The 15,470-nt window shown below is 64.0% G+C and carries 17 protein-coding genes and 3 tRNA genes; 12 read left to right on the top strand and 8 right to left on the bottom strand.

The genetic code is table 11. The annotated features are described in order from the left end of the window. Positions 1 to 38 precede the first annotated feature (38 nt). The gene (locus HQR01_RS03045; RefSeq protein ID WP_173212446.1) at positions 39 to 1,913 is read right to left on the bottom strand and encodes a PHA/PHB synthase family protein; all 1,875 of its coding nucleotides are present in this window, start codon (positions 1,911 to 1,913) and stop codon (positions 39 to 41) included. 128 nt (positions 1,914 to 2,041) lie between these two features. On the opposite strand from HQR01_RS03045, the gene HQR01_RS03040 reads away from it, so the two are divergent. After that, complete coding sequence (locus tag HQR01_RS03040; RefSeq protein WP_173212444.1) at positions 2,042 to 3,226, top strand: LL-diaminopimelate aminotransferase; 1,185 nt, start codon at positions 2,042 to 2,044, stop codon at positions 3,224 to 3,226. 93 nt (positions 3,227 to 3,319) lie between these two features. Then, entirely contained in the window at positions 3,320 to 4,120 is an 801-nt protein-coding gene (locus HQR01_RS03035; protein WP_173212442.1) for a crotonase/enoyl-CoA hydratase family protein, read from the top strand. A gap of 25 nt (positions 4,121 to 4,145) precedes the next feature. Here HQR01_RS03035 and HQR01_RS03030 read toward each other — a convergent pair whose 3' ends face one another. Beyond that, entirely contained in the window at positions 4,146 to 4,691 is a 546-nt protein-coding gene (locus tag HQR01_RS03030; RefSeq protein WP_173212440.1) for a carboxymuconolactone decarboxylase family protein, read from the bottom strand. An 80-nt stretch (positions 4,692 to 4,771) separates the two neighbouring features. Between HQR01_RS03030 and HQR01_RS03025 the strand changes: the two genes are divergently transcribed. Continuing rightward, complete coding sequence (locus HQR01_RS03025; RefSeq protein ID WP_173212438.1) at positions 4,772 to 5,104, top strand: winged helix-turn-helix transcriptional regulator; 333 nt, start codon at positions 4,772 to 4,774, stop codon at positions 5,102 to 5,104. 15 nt (positions 5,105 to 5,119) lie between these two features. Here HQR01_RS03025 and HQR01_RS03020 read toward each other — a convergent pair whose 3' ends face one another. After that, positions 5,120 to 5,896, bottom strand: a complete 777-nt coding sequence (locus tag HQR01_RS03020) for a transglutaminase-like cysteine peptidase (protein ID WP_173212436.1) — start codon at positions 5,894 to 5,896, stop codon at positions 5,120 to 5,122. Positions 5,897 to 6,187: 291 nt separating this feature from the next. Between HQR01_RS03020 and HQR01_RS03015 the strand changes: the two genes are divergently transcribed. Continuing rightward, positions 6,188 to 6,502 carry an antibiotic biosynthesis monooxygenase gene (locus HQR01_RS03015; protein WP_173212434.1) on the top strand — a complete coding sequence of 105 codons (315 nt, stop codon included), beginning with the start codon at positions 6,188 to 6,190 and terminating at the stop codon, positions 6,500 to 6,502. Positions 6,503 to 6,792: 290 nt separating this feature from the next. Here HQR01_RS03015 and HQR01_RS03010 read toward each other — a convergent pair whose 3' ends face one another. Then, the gene (locus HQR01_RS03010) at positions 6,793 to 7,647 is read right to left on the bottom strand and encodes an acyl-CoA thioesterase (RefSeq protein ID WP_325064531.1); all 855 of its coding nucleotides are present in this window, start codon (positions 7,645 to 7,647) and stop codon (positions 6,793 to 6,795) included. Between the two features lie 52 nt (positions 7,648 to 7,699). On the opposite strand from HQR01_RS03010, the gene HQR01_RS03005 reads away from it, so the two are divergent. Next, positions 7,700 to 7,773, top strand: a tRNA-Cys gene (locus HQR01_RS03005). A 36-nt stretch (positions 7,774 to 7,809) separates the two neighbouring features. Continuing rightward, positions 7,810 to 7,885, top strand: a tRNA-Thr gene (locus tag HQR01_RS03000). Between the two features lie 114 nt (positions 7,886 to 7,999). On the opposite strand, the gene HQR01_RS02995 is transcribed toward HQR01_RS03000, so the two are convergent. Continuing rightward, positions 8,000 to 8,091, bottom strand: a tRNA-Ser gene (locus HQR01_RS02995). 229 nt (positions 8,092 to 8,320) lie between these two features. Between HQR01_RS02995 and HQR01_RS02990 the strand changes: the two genes are divergently transcribed. From HQR01_RS02990 to HQR01_RS02965, 6 genes are all read left to right on the top strand, one after another. Then, a complete protein-coding gene (locus tag HQR01_RS02990; protein ID WP_173212432.1) occupies positions 8,321 to 9,109 on the top strand; it encodes a DUF1134 domain-containing protein in 789 nt (262 codons plus the stop codon). A 117-nt stretch (positions 9,110 to 9,226) separates the two neighbouring features. Further along, the gene (locus HQR01_RS02985; protein ID WP_173212430.1) at positions 9,227 to 10,408 is read left to right on the top strand and encodes an amino acid aminotransferase; all 1,182 of its coding nucleotides are present in this window, start codon (positions 9,227 to 9,229) and stop codon (positions 10,406 to 10,408) included. A gap of 6 nt (positions 10,409 to 10,414) precedes the next feature. After that, a complete protein-coding gene (locus HQR01_RS02980; RefSeq protein ID WP_173212429.1) occupies positions 10,415 to 10,957 on the top strand; it encodes a GNAT family N-acetyltransferase in 543 nt (180 codons plus the stop codon). 303 nt (positions 10,958 to 11,260) lie between these two features. Further along, entirely contained in the window at positions 11,261 to 11,629 is a 369-nt protein-coding gene (locus HQR01_RS02975) for a hypothetical protein (protein WP_173212427.1), read from the top strand. A 6-nt stretch (positions 11,630 to 11,635) separates the two neighbouring features. Next, the gene (locus HQR01_RS02970) at positions 11,636 to 12,034 is read left to right on the top strand and encodes a hypothetical protein (RefSeq protein WP_173212425.1); all 399 of its coding nucleotides are present in this window, start codon (positions 11,636 to 11,638) and stop codon (positions 12,032 to 12,034) included. A gap of 420 nt (positions 12,035 to 12,454) precedes the next feature. Further along, a complete protein-coding gene (locus HQR01_RS02965; RefSeq protein ID WP_173212423.1) occupies positions 12,455 to 13,351 on the top strand; it encodes an OmpA family protein in 897 nt (298 codons plus the stop codon). Between the two features lie 53 nt (positions 13,352 to 13,404). Here HQR01_RS02965 and HQR01_RS02960 read toward each other — a convergent pair whose 3' ends face one another. Genes HQR01_RS02960 through HQR01_RS02950 form a run of 3 tightly spaced genes read right to left on the bottom strand, consistent with a single transcriptional unit; the run spans position 13,405 to position 15,455 of the window. Next, entirely contained in the window at positions 13,405 to 14,022 is a 618-nt protein-coding gene (locus tag HQR01_RS02960; RefSeq protein WP_173212421.1) for a riboflavin synthase, read from the bottom strand. A gap of 25 nt (positions 14,023 to 14,047) precedes the next feature. Continuing rightward, positions 14,048 to 14,989, bottom strand: a complete 942-nt coding sequence (gene ribD, locus HQR01_RS02955) for a bifunctional diaminohydroxyphosphoribosylaminopyrimidine deaminase/5-amino-6-(5-phosphoribosylamino)uracil reductase RibD (protein ID WP_173212419.1) — start codon at positions 14,987 to 14,989, stop codon at positions 14,048 to 14,050. A 10-nt stretch (positions 14,990 to 14,999) separates the two neighbouring features. Next, the gene (locus HQR01_RS02950) at positions 15,000 to 15,455 is read right to left on the bottom strand and encodes a hypothetical protein (RefSeq protein WP_173212417.1); all 456 of its coding nucleotides are present in this window, start codon (positions 15,453 to 15,455) and stop codon (positions 15,000 to 15,002) included. Between the last annotated feature and the right edge of the window lie 15 nt (positions 15,456 to 15,470).

Below are 15,470 nucleotides of genomic sequence, written 5' to 3'. Positions count from 1 at the left end.
GTGCACAATAACTCGAAAATGGCCTTCAGTTCAGGATGTTAGCGCGTTGCGACGTAGCGGCCAGGGGCATCTTCGATCACGGAATCGCCCTTGCCGCCCGGCTTGCGCTTGCCCGCTGCGGGGACGGTTGCGCTGTCCTGCGTGCGCAGCCACTCGATCCAGTCCGGCCACCAGCTCCCCGGATGCTCGACCGCTCCGGCGCGGAATTCGGCAAGCGTGCGGGGGGCGCCGTCGTTGAGCCAGTACTGGTACTTGCCCGACCCCGGCGGGTTGACCACGCCGGCAATGTGCCCCGATCCGGCGAGCACGAATTTGAGCGGGCCCTTGAAATGCTCGGTAATCCGCCAGACGCTTTCCGCAGGGGCGATATGATCTTCCTTGCCCGCCTGAACATAGGTCGGGGTCTCGACAATCCCGAGATCGACCGGCGTGTTGTCGACCACCAGCTCGTCGGGTTCGACCAGCCGGTTGTCGCGATAGAGGTCGCGCAGATATTGCTGGTGCCACTTGGCTGGCAGGTTGGTGACGTCGCCGTTCCAGTGGAGCAGGTCGAACACCGGGTAGTCCTCGCCCAGCAGGTAGTTGTTGACCACGTAGTTCCAGATCAGGTCGGTGCCGCGCAGCATGTTGAAGGTCGCCGCCATGTAGCGTCCGTCGAGATAGCCGTCCTGGCTCATCGCCTTGACCAGGCCGAGCTGCTGGTCGTCGATGAAGTTGAGCAATTCGCCCGCCTTCTCGAAATCGACCTGCGCGGTGAAGAAGGTCGCGCTCCTGACCTTGTCGGCCACGCCCCGGCGTTGGAGGATCGCCAGCGTCGCGGCGAGCGTGGTCCCCGCGACGCAATAGCCGATCGCATGCACGCTCTTCACCCCCAGCCGCGCCCGGATATGGTCGATCGCGTCGATCTGCGCGCGGACGTAATCGTCCCAGATCACGTCCTTCATGCTGGCACCGGCCGATTTCCAGCTGACCATGAACACGGTCACGCCCTGGTCGACCGCCCATTTCACGAAGCTTTTCTTCGGGTTGAGATCGAGGATGTAGAAGCGGTTGATCCACGGCGGGAAGATCACCAGCGGCGTCTCCATCACCGTGTCGGTCGACGGCGAATACTGGATCAGCTGGTAGAGCGGCGTCTCGTGCACGACCTTGCCCGGCGTCACGGCAATATTCTCGCCCAGCTTGAAGGCATCGGCGTCGACGTGACTCAGCTGGCCCCGGCGCAGGTCCGCCAGCAAATGCTCCATGCCCCTGACCAGATTGTCACCGCGCGTTTCGAGCGTGCGCTCCATCACCACCGGGTTGAGCAATGGGAAGTTCGCCGGGCTCACCGCTTCGGTGATCGAGCGGGTGGTGAAGCGCAGCTGTTCGCGCTTGTCTTCGGGCAGGTCCTCCATCCGGTCGACCATCTCGGTGACGCGCTCGGCCAGGAACAGGTAGGTCTGGTGAATCAGCGCGAAGGCCGGATGCGCGCGCCAGCGCGGATCGGCGAAGCGGCGATCCTTGCGCGGCAGTTCGGGTTCCGCGGCAGGCGGTGCGTCCCCGGTGAGCCCGTATTGACCAAGCACCTGCTGCCACAGCGCGATGCCTTCCTGCAGCAGTGCCTGCTGTTCGGCAGGGTTGGCGATCGGCATCTGCTTGTACCAGTCTTCGGCCATCTGCATCCACCGCGATGGATCGAGATAGGGCGCCAGCGCCTGCGGGTTGGCCAGCTGCTCGGCCTGGTACTGCGCCCACATGGACTGCAACTTGGCGCCGACCTCGGCCCAGTGCTGCATATCCTGTGGCGACAGGCCCGCGTCACCCAAACCATCCGGCGCCAGGGCCTCGGCCGCCGGCTGAAACAGCGCGCGGGCGAACTTGGCCGGAGCCTCGAACAGGTTGGTAAAGGGGTCGGGTCCGTCGTCGGTCATCGTCGTTCCTCGTCCAAGCGCGGGTTTCCCCACTGGTAGGATATTCCGGGGCGCTGCGCACCTGCGCCGTTTGCACGTGAGGGATGAATAGGTAATCAGTGTGACCAGCCAACCCCAACGGAGCCAGAATGTCCGACGAATTCTACCGCATCAAGCGTCTGCCGCCCTACGTCATCGCGGAAGTGAACGCCATGCGGCACGCGGCCCGTCAGGCGGGACGCGACATCATCGACCTGGGCATGGGGAATCCCGATCGCCCGCCGCCGCAGCATGTCATCGACAAGCTGTGCGAGGTGGCGTCCAAGCCGAACGCGCATGGCTATTCGCAGTCCAAGGGCATTCCCGGCCTGCGCCGCGCGCAGGCGAACTATTACGGCCGCCGCTTCAACGTCGATCTAGACCCCGAACGCGAGGTGGTGGTCACGATGGGCTCGAAGGAAGGCCTGTCCTCGATGGCCACGGCGATCATTGCGCCGGGCGATGTGGTGCTGGCGCCCAGCCCCAGCTACCCGATCCACACCTTCGGTTTCATCATCGCCGGGGCGACGATCCGCAGCGTGCCGACCACGCCGGACGAACGCTATTGGAAGGCGCTCGACAATGCGATGGCCTTCACCGTGCCGCGCCCGACGGTGCTGATCGTCAACTATCCGAGCAATCCCACGGCCGAGACCGTCGACCTCGAGTTCTACGAACGGCTGGTGGCCTGGGCGCGCGAGAACAACGTCTGGGTGCTGTCCGACCTCGCCTATTCCGAGCTCTATTACGACGGCAAGCCGACCCGATCGATCCTCGAGGTGCCGGGCGCTAAGGATGTCGCGGTCGAATTCACCTCCATGTCCAAGACCTATTCGATGGCGGGCTGGCGCATGGGCTTCGCGGTCGGCAACCAGAAGCTGATCTCCGCGCTCACCCGGGTAAAGAGCTATCTCGATTACGGCGCCTTCACGCCGATCCAGGCGGCGGCTTGCGCCGCGCTCAACGGGCCGCAGGACATCGTCGAGGAAAACCGCCTGCGCTACCAGCACCGCCGCGACGTGATGGTCGAAAGCTTCGGCCGCGCCGGGTGGGAAATTCCCGTGCCGCCCGCCAGCATGTTCGCCTGGGCGCCACTCCCCAAGGCATTTCACAATATCGGAAGCCTCGAGTTCTCAAAGCAGTTGCTCGAACATGCCGGCGTCGCGGTGGCGGCCGGCGTGGGTTACGGCGAGGAAGGCGAAGGCTATGTCCGCATCGCCATGGTCGAAAACGAACAGCGCCTGCGGCAGGCGGCGCGCAACATAAAGCGTTTTCTCGCCGAACATACGCCCTGAGCCGCGTCGCGCGCGACGGTTGCGAAGCGCTGGACAGGCCGGTTGCAATCGGCAACGGTACTTCGCGAAGAGATCTTGGAGAGGACACAGAGAATGCAGCCGAACGATCGCGTTTCGATTGACCTGGGGGACAATGGCGTCGCGCAGGTGCGCTTCACCCGTGGCGACAAGATGAATGCGCTCGACCCCGCGCAATTCGAAGCGGTGATCGAAGCCGGTGCCGCGCTGCGCGAGATGAAGGGGCTACGCGTGGCTGTGCTTTCGGGCGAGGGGCGCGCGTTCTGCGCGGGTCTCGACCTTGGCAGCATGGCGTCGGGCGGATCGAACCCCACGGCTGACCTTGCCACCCGCAGCCACGGCAATGCCAATCGCGCGCAGGAAGCGGCGATGACCTGGCGCAAGTGCCCGGTCCCGGTGATCGCGGCGGTGCATGGCGTATGCTTCGGCGGCGGCCTGCAGATCGCCAGCGGCGCGGATATCCGCGTGGTCCATCCGGCAACCCGGATGGCGGTGATGGAGATGAAGTGGGGCCTGGTGCCCGACATGGCCGGCTATGCGCTGTGGCGCGGGCTGGTGCGTGACGACGTGCTGCGCGAACTGACCTACACCAACCGCGAATTCTCGGGTGAGGAAGCGCTTGGCCTCGGCTTCGCCACCATGCTCGATGACGATCCGCTCGCCCGCGCCACTGCACTGGCGGAGATTATCGCCAACAAGAACCCGCAGGCGATCCGTGGCGCCAAGCGGTTGTTCCACGTGATGCGCGAAGAGGGCGAGGACGCGATCCTGCTAGCCGAAAGCGTCGAACAGGATGGGATCATCCGCCAGCCCAACCAGGTCGAGGCGGTGATGGCCGAAATGCAGAAGCGGGCGCCCAACTTCACCGACGTATAGCCGGGGACCCCCACTTCCGGCTGGGTCATTCCGGAAAGGGGCGAGCGAACCCCTCGAGCGGAAGTCTCGCTACGTTCGCTACCATGCTGACTGTGTGATAGGCGCCGACGATCGCGATGATCTCGAGTTGCTGCTCAACTGACCAGTCGACTTCGAAACTCGCCTGCGCGGCGTCGTCGAGGCGACCCGTGCGGCAAAGCTGGTCGATGCTCTTGATCAGTGCGGCTTCGGATGATGGCCATGCTTCGAAGGTCGCCTCGGCCGATGCAAGGTCGGCGAGTTGCCTGTCGTCGAACTTCGCGTGGGCGGCAAAGATCGCGGTATGCACGCCCCACTCATATTCGCAGCCGAACAGCGCGGTGACGCGCAGAATGACGATTTCGCGGATCCGCAGGGGCAGGGGACTCTCCTTGTCGAGGAAGTTTGCGACGCCTTTCTTCAGGAAGCGGCCACTGTTCGCGAAGGTGCGGAACAGCGAGAGAATCTGACCATTGGCCTTGGGATAGGCTTCGAGAAGCTTGGCGACATCTTCGGGATACGGTTCTTCCAGCGGCGCGAGACGGTTTTGCATGGTGCGAATCCTTGCTACAGTTCATGTAGCAATACGCTACACATCATGTAGCGTAAAGGGGCTTGGGCGAGGATGCGTCGATGATCGAACCGGGCAAGCGGGTGAGGGGGTCCAGGACCGGCAGGCCGATCATGGTCCTGCTCGACCTCTTGGGCCAGCGCTGGACCTTGCGCGTGCTGTGGGAACTGCGCGACGGGCCGGTCAGCTTTCGGGCGCTGCGCGCAAAGTGCGATGACGTTTCTCCGACGCTGCTCAACGCTCGCCTCAAGCAGCTGCGTGAAGGCGGCATCGTCGAACTAGGGGATGAGGGATTTCGCCTGAGCTCGCAGGGTGCGGCCCTGGCCGGTCACCTCAATGGTCTCAACCGATGGGCTAAAGGTTGGGCCCAGGGGAATTCGCAACCCGGCGATTAGCCTGGGCGGCTCGCGTCAGCCGGCGGGCTTGCCATAGATCCACGAAAACGGCCCCGAATAGCTGACGATCGGCGTATAATCGTGGATCTGATCGGCCGGCAGGACCGTGTCGGTGCGGTTGTCCAGCACATAAAGCCGGCCATCGCGATTGACCGCCAGCACCGCATGATCCGTCTGCCGCTGGTCACGCAGCACCACCAGGTACATGTCGTCCGCCGGAATGCCGAGCGCGAGCAGCAGGCCCATCTTGGCCACCGCAAAATCCTCGCAATCGCCAAATCCGCGGTTCAGCGTGTCGGGGGCGGTGGCCCATTCGTCGCCCGGCAGGTCGATGCGATAGCGGATGTGCCAGTTCACCCAGCGGTTCACCATGTCGATCGGGTCGCCCGGCGATATGATGTTGGCCTGGGCCAGCAGTTCGTCCCACGGCCCGGGCTGATCGGTCACCGCGCCCAGCCGCGCGCGCTCCCATTTCTCCAGCGATGCGTTGAACCCCACCGGGAGCGCAATCATGCGAAACAGGCTTGGGGCCATTGGACGAACCGGCGGGGGTGGCGCGCAGATTTCGACCTCTACTGTCGGGGTCTCGTCGGGAGGAAGGGTAAAGGCGAAGCCCGTCGTCGGCATAACGAAGACCGCCTCTGCCTCATCGACCTCGGGTACGGCGGCGTCGATCGCCTCAGCTTCCGGAATGCAGCTGGGCTCGTCCTCTGGCACGACTGCTTCGGTGTACAGGGTGGTGTCGGGGTCAACGATCTCGCCCGCGTCCTGCGCCAAGGCGACGGCAGGCATTGCGAATGCGACGGCCGCCGCCACTATCGCTGATGTGTGCCCTGGTGTCATTGCGCTTGTCGCCATGCAGATCCCGTTGTCTCACCACAATGGCAATGCCCTGCCAGGACCGCAAGTAGCGCGGCGTCATCCAGACTCGAACCAGGCACAATGCGCCGCAATTGTGCGCCTCAGCCGACGCGTAATCTCCCGCAACCTGATGCAGACTCTGGTTCCGGTGCAGGTCCAGCCTTGTCGCTTCCAGCCAAGCGGCCTAGCTGCACGACCCCGCCATCTTACAAGGAACCAACCATGACATATGCCCGGATCGGCATTTTTGAAACTGACGGCGCACCGGTCCAACCCGTCCTTGCCCTGTTCCGCGACCGTGTTGTTGCGCGCTTCGGGGCGCTGAGCGGCTTCCTGGGTTATCAGGCTTTCACAGCGACGGACGACCGTCGATTTGTAGGTATATCCTATTGGAGCTCTTTGGAGGCCCTCGAAGCGAGCGCCGAGGTTGCCTTGCAGGCGCGTGAGGACGCAGCCGACTTGGGGGCACAAACTGTTGGTGAGCCGCTCATCACGCGCGAGGGTTTCGATACTCGGATGGTGCCCGGCGCCCCCTGATAGAGCGCCCGGCGGACGGTAACTGGTCCGTCTTTCCTACTCGCTTCTGCACGTGGCAGGGTCGCCCGGTGACCAACCTTGTGCCACCCGCCACTTATGCGCACACACCTGATGCGGCTTATCCGATTCTCGCTTTCTGTGCGGCCAGCTACGTCGGGTGTTGGGAAACGAAAGGTGACAAGTCTACTCGCGATTTCCGCGTCAGACCCGCGGAATTCCGCGAAAGAACGCGACGACCGAGTTTTTCTGACTGCCCCCTTCGGTGTTCCACCCAAACCGTAAAGGATGGCTCAGCCGAACACTGCCACGCATTGCATCCCGTCGAGCACCTGCTTGCCTTCGGCATTCCACAGGCGCAGTCGCTCGCTCGAATAGCCGTGGGCTGCGTGCTGACTGGCATTCTCGCTCAGCCACCAGCCGTCGCGGGTCGTCGGCTCCGGCTCGAGCAGGTTGAACGACCAGTTGATCGAGCTGATCGGGCCCTGCCGCTGCATCGCGCGCATGGCGCCAGGCGGCAGTACGTCGCCCAACAGGATCAGTTCGCTCACCGGATCGAGCCCGCTGCGGTCGGTCAGTCGCGCCCAGCGGCGCACCAGCGGGTCTCCCGGGCCACGCATGTCCTGCGCCCGGCGAATCTCGAAATTGTTCTGGATGAAGGCGGGGCCCTTGTCCGTCATCGCGGTCTCCGCCTCCTCGGGCGGGCCGGGCCACTCGGTCACCGGGGCGGCCGGATGCATGGCATTGGCTTCGCGTTCCGTGCCGAACAGCCAGAAGGCGGTCAGCGTGCACTGCCCCTCGCACCAGATTTCGCTGCGAACCTGCGCGACATTGCGCCCCTGGCGGACGATCTCGCGGCGCAGTTCCGCTTCGGGCCCGGTCGGTGCGACGAAGGCGACCTGCGCCGCCCGCAGTGGAGGCAGGTCGGGAAAGGCCCGGATCGCCGCGGTGTAGGCGATCAGCGCGGATGCGCCGCCGTAAAGCGTGCGTCCCTGCAACCAGGAATCGAGGTTCCGGAAACTGGCAGGACCGCCCGCGGGCGAGATCGGATCAAGAAGGCTGGCAACGCTCATGACAGCGTCATTGCGGTTGCGCGCGCCCACGTCCAGACTGACGTTACGGAAGGCCGCGCAGCTTGCGATTGCCATCCTCGCACAGAATCGCTAGTGCGCCGCTTCCCGTCCGAGAGGGCGGGGGCGAGGCCCGATGGCGGAGTGGTGACGCAGCGGACTGCAAATCCGTATACGCCGGTTCGATTCCGGCTCGGGCCTCCACATCCTGACGTGTGCAGCGATGCACCTGCGGGACGTGCCGCTTTAGCTCAGTTGGTAGAGCACATCATTCGTAATGATGGGGCCACAGGTTCGAGTCCTGTAAGCGGCACCACTTCTTTCCGCTCCAACCTCGAAGTCGATAAAGTGCGGCCGTCGCGGAGCGATCAGGCGCCCGCGCTCCAGCCGAGCCCGATCCGGCACTTGCCAGCTGTCGTTTCTAGGAAAGTGGCGGAGACGGAGGGATTCGAACCCTCGATACCCGTTACCAGGTATGGCTCCTTAGCAGGGAGCTGGTTTCAGCCACTCACCCACGTCTCCGCATGTCGCGGGGCTGTCGTGCGGCCCTGCGAGGGGCGCGCTATAGCCATGGCTCCCGCACCCTTCAAGCGCTGATTACAGCCCTGTGCACGGCACCGATTACCCCGCGGATGACTCGCTTCGGCGCATTTTCGATTCGGTTCATCGCCGTTTCATTGCCGCACGGGTCAAAGAGGATTCTCTTCGTCATGCAGCTGCCTGCGCCTCGCGCGTCGGCACGGAGGAAATCATGAGCCAACGATACACCAAGATTCCCGGTCTGGGCCTTGCCCTGGCCGCCCTCGCGTTCGTCGCCGCGCCGGTCGCGGCACAGGTCGAGACGGTAGATCCCGACATCGCGATCGATGGCGATCTGGTCGAAAGCCCTGGGGACCAGCCGGTCTATGCAGAGCCGCAGGACAGCGTGACCTATGCGCCGCAGCCCGATGCTGCTGCCCCTGCCGATGCCTACCCTGAACAGGCCACCTGGTCCGAGCAGGGCGCGGAAGAGGCGGCCTCCACAGCGGTTGCCAGTGCCGGGACCGACGATCCGGCTACGACCTATCGCGAAGACGACCTGATCGGGGCGGCTGAAGGTGTGTTCGGCAAGGGCGCGAAGGGCGTGGCTGAAATGATCCGCAAGCTGCTCAAGGAGCAGGGCGAACCGAACGCCTATATCGTGGGCCGCGAAGCGGGCGGTGCCTTCGTCGTCGGCGCGCGCTACGGATCAGGCACGCTGTTCCACAAGGTCGAGGGCGAACAACCCGTCTACTGGACAGGGCCGTCGATCGGTTTCGATGCCGGGGCCAATGCGGGCAGTACCTTCGTGCTGGTCTATAATCTGTGGGACAGCGAAGAGCTCTACAAGCGCTTCCCGGCGGGCGAGGGGCAGGCCTACCTCGTTGGCGGGCTTACAGCGAGCTACATGCGCAAGGGCGACATCGTGCTCATTCCAATTCGCGTCGGGGCGGGCCTGCGCCTCGGCGTCAATGCCGGATACATGAAGTTTTCGAAGAAGCAGCGCTGGCTGCCGTTCTAGGTCTGGGTCGCAGCGACAAGGAGCCCTTAGGGCCGCAATAGAACAAACCTGACTGGCTCCAGGGCCGCAACGGGATTTCCTGTTGCGGCCCTCCGCATATTTGGCGAAAGGGCGCGCATGCTCGACCGACTTCAAGCCCAGGCTCCCGACGCGCTGCTCGCGCTGATCAAGATGCATGCTCAGGACCCGCGCGAGGACAAGATTGACCTCGGCGTGGGGGTCTATCGCACGAATGAAGGGGCAACCCCCGTCTTCCGCGCGATCAAGAAGGCCGAACAGAAGCTGGTCGATGAACAGGACAGCAAGTCGTACCTGGGCCCGGAAGGTGACACCGGCTTCGTGGATGCGCTCAAGCCCTACGTCTTCGGCAAGGACGCGACGATGGGTGGGCGGATCGAAGGGATGCAGACCCCCGGTGGTACCGGTGCAGTGCGGCTGGCGGTGGCACTGGCCAAGGCTGCCGGCGTAACCCGCGTGCATATGGGAACGCCCAGCTGGCCCAACCATGCGCAGATCCTTGCCGATGTCGGCGTCGAGTTCGTGTCCTTTACCCATGCCAAGCCAGACGGCAGCGCGGATCTCGATGCGGTGCTCGGGGCGATCTGCGGCGCAGGGCCGACCGATGCCGTGCTGCTGCATGGATGCTGTCATAACCCCACGGGGGTCGATTACACCGCCGACCAGTGGGCGGCGATTGCCGAGGCCTTCGCCGAGACCGGCGTGCTGCCGCTGCTCGACGTTGCCTATCACGGCCTTGGACATGGGCTTGAAGAAGACATCGCCGGTGTCCGCCAGGTGCTCGCCAAGGTACCTGAGGCGCTGATTGCCTATAGCTGCGACAAGAACTTCGGGCTCTATCGCGATCGCGTGGGCGCCTTCTACATGCTGGCCAAGGAGCCTGGCCAGCTGCCCGCGATAACGTCCAACGCCAACGCGCTGGCGCGTGCCAACTGGTCGATGCCGCCCGATCACGGCGGCGCCGCAGTACGCTATGTCCTGCGCGATCCCTCTCTGACCCGCGAATGGCTCGAAGAGCTCGACGACATGCGCGCGCGGATGCGCCGCGTGCGGGCTCGGCTGGCCGCAGCCGACAATGAGGCGCCCGGTCTCAACCTTGCTGCGCTTGGCGAGCAGAACGGTCTCTTTGCCACGCTGCCGCTCGACAAGAACCAGATCGTGAAGCTGCGCGAAGATCACGGTATTTACATGGCCGGTTCGGGCCGCATCAACGTTGCAGGCCTGCATGCCGGCAACACCGACAAGTTCATCGCCGCACTGGCGGATGTAACGCGGGGCTAAGCCGCGATGGACCGGCAGCCGACGCTCGAGACAGAGCGGCTGGTGATCCGGCCATTGGCGGAAGTCGACCGCGATGGCTTGTTCGCGGTCGCCGCGGACCCGGCGCTGTGGGAGCAGCATCCGGCGCATGATCGCTGGCGCCGCGAGGTTTTCGATGCCCTGTTCGACGAAGGGATCGCCTCGGGTGGGGCGCTGGCAGTGGTGGACAAGGTCACTGGCCGCATTATCGGGTCGACCCGTTACGATCGTTATGACGCGGAAGACGGCGGCAAGGTCGAGATCGGCTGGACGTTCCTTGAAAGGGAATGCTGGGGCAAGGGCATCAATCCCGAGATGAAACGAACCATGCTGGCGCACGCATTCCAACATGTCGCGCTGGTTGAGTTTCGCGTGGGCGATACCAACTACCGATCGCGCTATGCGCTCGAAGCCATCGGGGCGGTCCGAACCGATCGCTACGAACTGGGCAAGTATGATGGCAAGCGCGTGGTCCACCTCTACTACGAGATCGACCGTACGAGTTTTGCCAGCGGTCCGCTGGCCGGCTGAGTCGGCCTTTTCCTCCAGGCAAGGCCGCGCTTCCGGCCCGGCACCATCAACTCGAGCTGCCGACCTGATACGGTTGGGATCGATTGATCGACAATGGATGAATCATCACCGGCACGACCTGCGCGTCTGTCCCGTAAGGGACCGTCACCGAAACTCGCGGCGTGAGCGGGCTTCTGCCGGATCCCTAAATGGATTGGCTGCAAACTGGAGGGGATTGGCCCGGACTCGGGTTCATGGCGGCGGATATGTCGGATGCGAACCTCACGGTGCGTGGTTCATCGTACATCCAGCGGGAGAAACGCGATGGCCGTCCTCAAGAAAGCAATCGAAGCACTCGATCCGGCGCCCGACAAGAAGAAGCAACTGACGCTTGCCTTGTCGCTACTGTCCGAATTGTGCGAACAAAAGGTCTCGCAGTTCACTGAAGCGATCGAGAGCAACCTGCGGACCGCCGGTACGGCGGAGAACCGCACTGTGCCGGTTACCGAGATCCTCGCCACGCACACCGAATATCGTGCCTACGTCAAGGATGACGCGGGCAAGATCGCGACCGAGGTTACCGACGCCATCCGGAAGTTCATTGCTGGCGGCAGCGACAATATCCTCGACGGGGTGGCCAGTATCGTGACCACCGGGATTCAGGCGATCATCGGTGCCGGCCAGGCCGTTTAGCAGGAGATGAGCAGCTATTTCATCATCGTGCAAAGCTTCGGGATCATTCGCTTCGACATCCGGATCTGGTGCCGAATGATCGAAGCCGAGGGGATAACCACCCAGATCGAATCCGCTCTGGCGACTGCTGCCTACAAATCCAGCGTGGACGTCACCAAGCTTTCGCTCAACACCTTCCTCATCGCTTACCAGGGACAGCTCGCCAAGCTGGGGATCCCCGAAGCAGAGTGGGAAAAATACCTCGATACCGCAGAAGCGATGTATGACCGCCTGCGGGGCGACCGGCCCGGCGGGGTTGTCGGACAGCTCGAGGCGCCGCTTGTCATCGGTGGTTCGAATTTCGTGGCCCCAGCAGTGTTGACCGGTACGCTGTGGAGCCCGACGACGCGGGTGAGCGACGCCTAAGTCTTGGAAATCCGAGGATTACCCCGCAGCGGACCGGTAAACCAGCGGGGCACTGCAGGGTAACCAGAAAGCGGATGCGGGTTTGCAGCAGAGGACAGGGCATGCGATCTTTATCGCGTGCCCTGTTCACATTTTTTCCGGGCGTCCCGCATTGATCGCCTCGATCAGTCGCGTCTCCCAAACGGTTTACCGTGGAATACACTCCGGCTAACTTCTCTATCAAGCATGCGACTGGAACCGATCCGGAAATGGTTGGTTTCGGACGCACACGGGCGTCGACGTGCAGACCCCGTGCCAATTGCTTTTCACTGCGCGGGACAAAGGGGGCTTTGACATTCGGCCACGCCACAAGGGGGGGACCACTGGGTCGAAAGGCCACATTGGGGTGCGGCATGTCGTTAGAGTTCAAGGAGTACAAGAATGAATTTCGTTTCCAGAATATCGGTCGCGCTCCCGCTGCTTGCGTTGGCGGCAGCACCCATGGCGAGCGGGCTGTCAGCCCAGGAGCTTCAGCCGCAAGGCGGCGAAGTCTTGACCACCGTATACGGAGCAGCACCGACTGATCTCAGCGGCATGCCAGCCGGTCCCGAGATCGAGGGGGTGATTACCGCCCGCAAGGGTGACAAGATGCAGGTCACCACGACCGATGGCACCAGCACGGTGATCACCATCAGTGGTGGCACCGAGATCCGCGGCACTGGTGGTTTCCTTGGCCTTAGCCGCGACAAGCTGGCGAAGAACGCCCTTCTCAACGGGCTTCCGGTCACGGTAGCGACCGTGCAGTGGGGCGACAGCACGCTGATCGCGAGCAAGGTCACGCTCAAGAGCAAGGACCTGAAGGTTGCGCAGATGATCCGCAACGGCACCGCCCAGGGCTTTGCTGAACAGACCGCCGCGACCGACGCCCTGCGTAGTCGCGTTGCCGACATCGACAACTACAACGTCAAGGGCACCACCAACGTCTATTTTGACACCGGCAAGTACAACCTGTCGGATCAGGCGCGCGCGGATCTTTGTGCGGTCGCCAGCCAGGCGAGCGCCACGGACAACGCGATTCTGCTTGTGGTCGGCTACACGGACTCGACGGGCAACTACGAGTTCAACCAGACGCTCAGCGAGAAGCGTGCTACCCGCGTGGTCAACTACCTGCAGCAGCAGTGCGGCTGGAAGCCGTATCGCATGCTGACCCCCACCGGCATGGCGGAAGCCGATCCGGCGGCGGATAACAGCACCGAGGAAGGCAAGGCGCAGAACCGCCGAGTCGCAGTGAACATCCTCGTCAGCAAGGCTGTCGACGGGATCGCAGGCGAGCTGTGATTTCAGCGGGGTGGGCTACGGTCCACCCCGTACCTCCTCGCCGGCAGGGGCGTTCAGCCCTGTAGGCTCTGCATGCGCTTGAGATAGCGCGCCAGCACATCGATCTCGAGGTTCACCCGGTCCCCTTCGCGCAAGGCCCCAAGCGTGGTGACCTCAGCCGTATGCGGGATGATGTTGACCGCAAAATCGCAGGTCCCGTCGGATCGATCGCGTACGTCATTGACGGTCAATGACACGCCATCGACGGTGATCGAGCCCTTAGGGGCGACGAACGGCGCGAGATCGCGGCCTATCCGGAACGCCAGCTTGCGCGAACCGCCCTCCTCCTTTGACAGGACCACATCGCCGACGGCGTCGACGTGTCCCGTGACCAAGTGCCCGCCGAGTTCGTCGCCGAGCTTGAGCGCTGGTTCGAGATTCAGCCTGCTGCCTTCGGTCCACATGCCCGGACGGGTGCGGCTCACGGTTTCTCCCGATACGTCGAACGCGATGCGCGCATCGCCCTTGGAACCCGCAAGCTCGACCACCGTCAGGCATACGCCCGAACAGGCGATCGAGGCGCCAATGTCGATCGCTGACGGATCGAATGCGCAGGCCACGGTCACATGCAGATCGCCGCGTTGTTCGACGCTGGCAATCTTGCCGATGGCAGTGACGATCCCTGTGAACATGTTGGCTCCTTGCTGGCCGGTTGGGTTAACGCGTGCGGCTGTAAGCTTCGTAGCTGTCGCTGCCAAGCTGGCGGCGCTCGACGCACTGCCAGCGTCCATGGGCCTCGGCCAGGCTGGCCAGGCCTATGTCGCCTAGCGCCGGCCAGCCGCCACCGATCAGGATCGGGGCACGGTAGAGTTCAAGCCGGTCGACGAGGTCCTGCTCGATGAAACTCGCGGCGACATCGGTCCCCGCTTCGACATAGAGGTATTGGGCATCGAGGCGGGCGATCTGTGCGGGAGCGTTGATCACCTTCGCCCGATCGGGCGCGACCCCGCGCGTGAGCACAACGCGCTGCGGGCTGCGATCGGCAAGCCCCGGCAGGCGCACGTCAAGCTGGGGCTGGTCCTTGCGCCAAGTGCCTCCGCCGACCAGGATCGCATCGCTCATGGCCCGGCGAGAATGGACGTGGGCTCGGGCGGCATCGCCGGTGATCCACTGGCTTTCGCCTTTTCCCGTGGCGATACATCCGTCGAGCGAGGTGGCGAGCTTGAGCGTGACGTGCGGACGGCCATGTCGCGCTCGGGTGAGATAGCCGATCAGGCTCGCTTCGGCTTCGGGGGAGTGGATCAGAGCGGCAGCAATTCCCGCGCTGCGCAGCCGCGCGATGCCCGCCCCGGCAGTTCGCGGATCGGGATCCTCGACGCCCACCACGACGCGCGCCAGGCCGGCTGCGGCGAGCAGGTCGGCACAGGCGGGCCCCCGTTCGGATTGGTGAGCGCAGGGTTCCAGCGTGACATAGGCGGTGGCGCCGCGCGATGCGGCACCGGCCTGATCGAGCGCGACCGCCTCGGCATGCGGGCGTCCACCCTCGCGGGTCCATCCCCGCCCAACCACGCTGCCCTCGCGTACGAGAATGCAGCCGACCGCCGGGTTCGGTTGGCTCAGCGGGCGGCCGCGTGCGGCAAGCCGAGCTGCCGCCGCCATCCAGCGAGCGTCACTCGGGTTTGTCGCCAAGGGTCGTGCCCGCCTGGTAGAGTTCCTTCTGCCGCGCCTCACGCGCGGCCGCTTCACGGGCGTTCTCCGCTTCGGCTTGCTTGGCCATGCTATCGACATCAAGACCCGTCGCACGGCCCAGCGCCTTGTAGGCATCGACCTTCTTCTGGCGCAGCTCTGCGAGCTCAGCCTCGCGCTCTTCCTTGCGTTTCTGGTTTTCGACGTTGGACTGGCGGATTTCCTCGTCACTACGCCCTTCTGCAAAGGTGCTGATATAGACCACCTTGGGTGGTTCGGGCGGGACGAAGACGGATTCCTTAGTGACCCAGAACAGTAGCCCGAACGTCATGAGACAGGACGCAAACAGGATCGGCCAGCGATGCGGAGTCGGCTGGCGGATGTAAGTGAGGAGATCGGTGACCCCGCCCACCGGGTTGAAGCGGCTCTTGAAACGCATGGCGCCCTAGATAGG

Source organism: Erythrobacter mangrovi (assembly GCF_013260645.1).
In the GTDB taxonomy this organism is placed as follows: Bacteria; Pseudomonadota; Alphaproteobacteria; order Sphingomonadales; family Sphingomonadaceae; genus Qipengyuania; species Qipengyuania mangrovi.
This window is presented reverse-complemented; position numbering and strand designations above follow the sequence as displayed.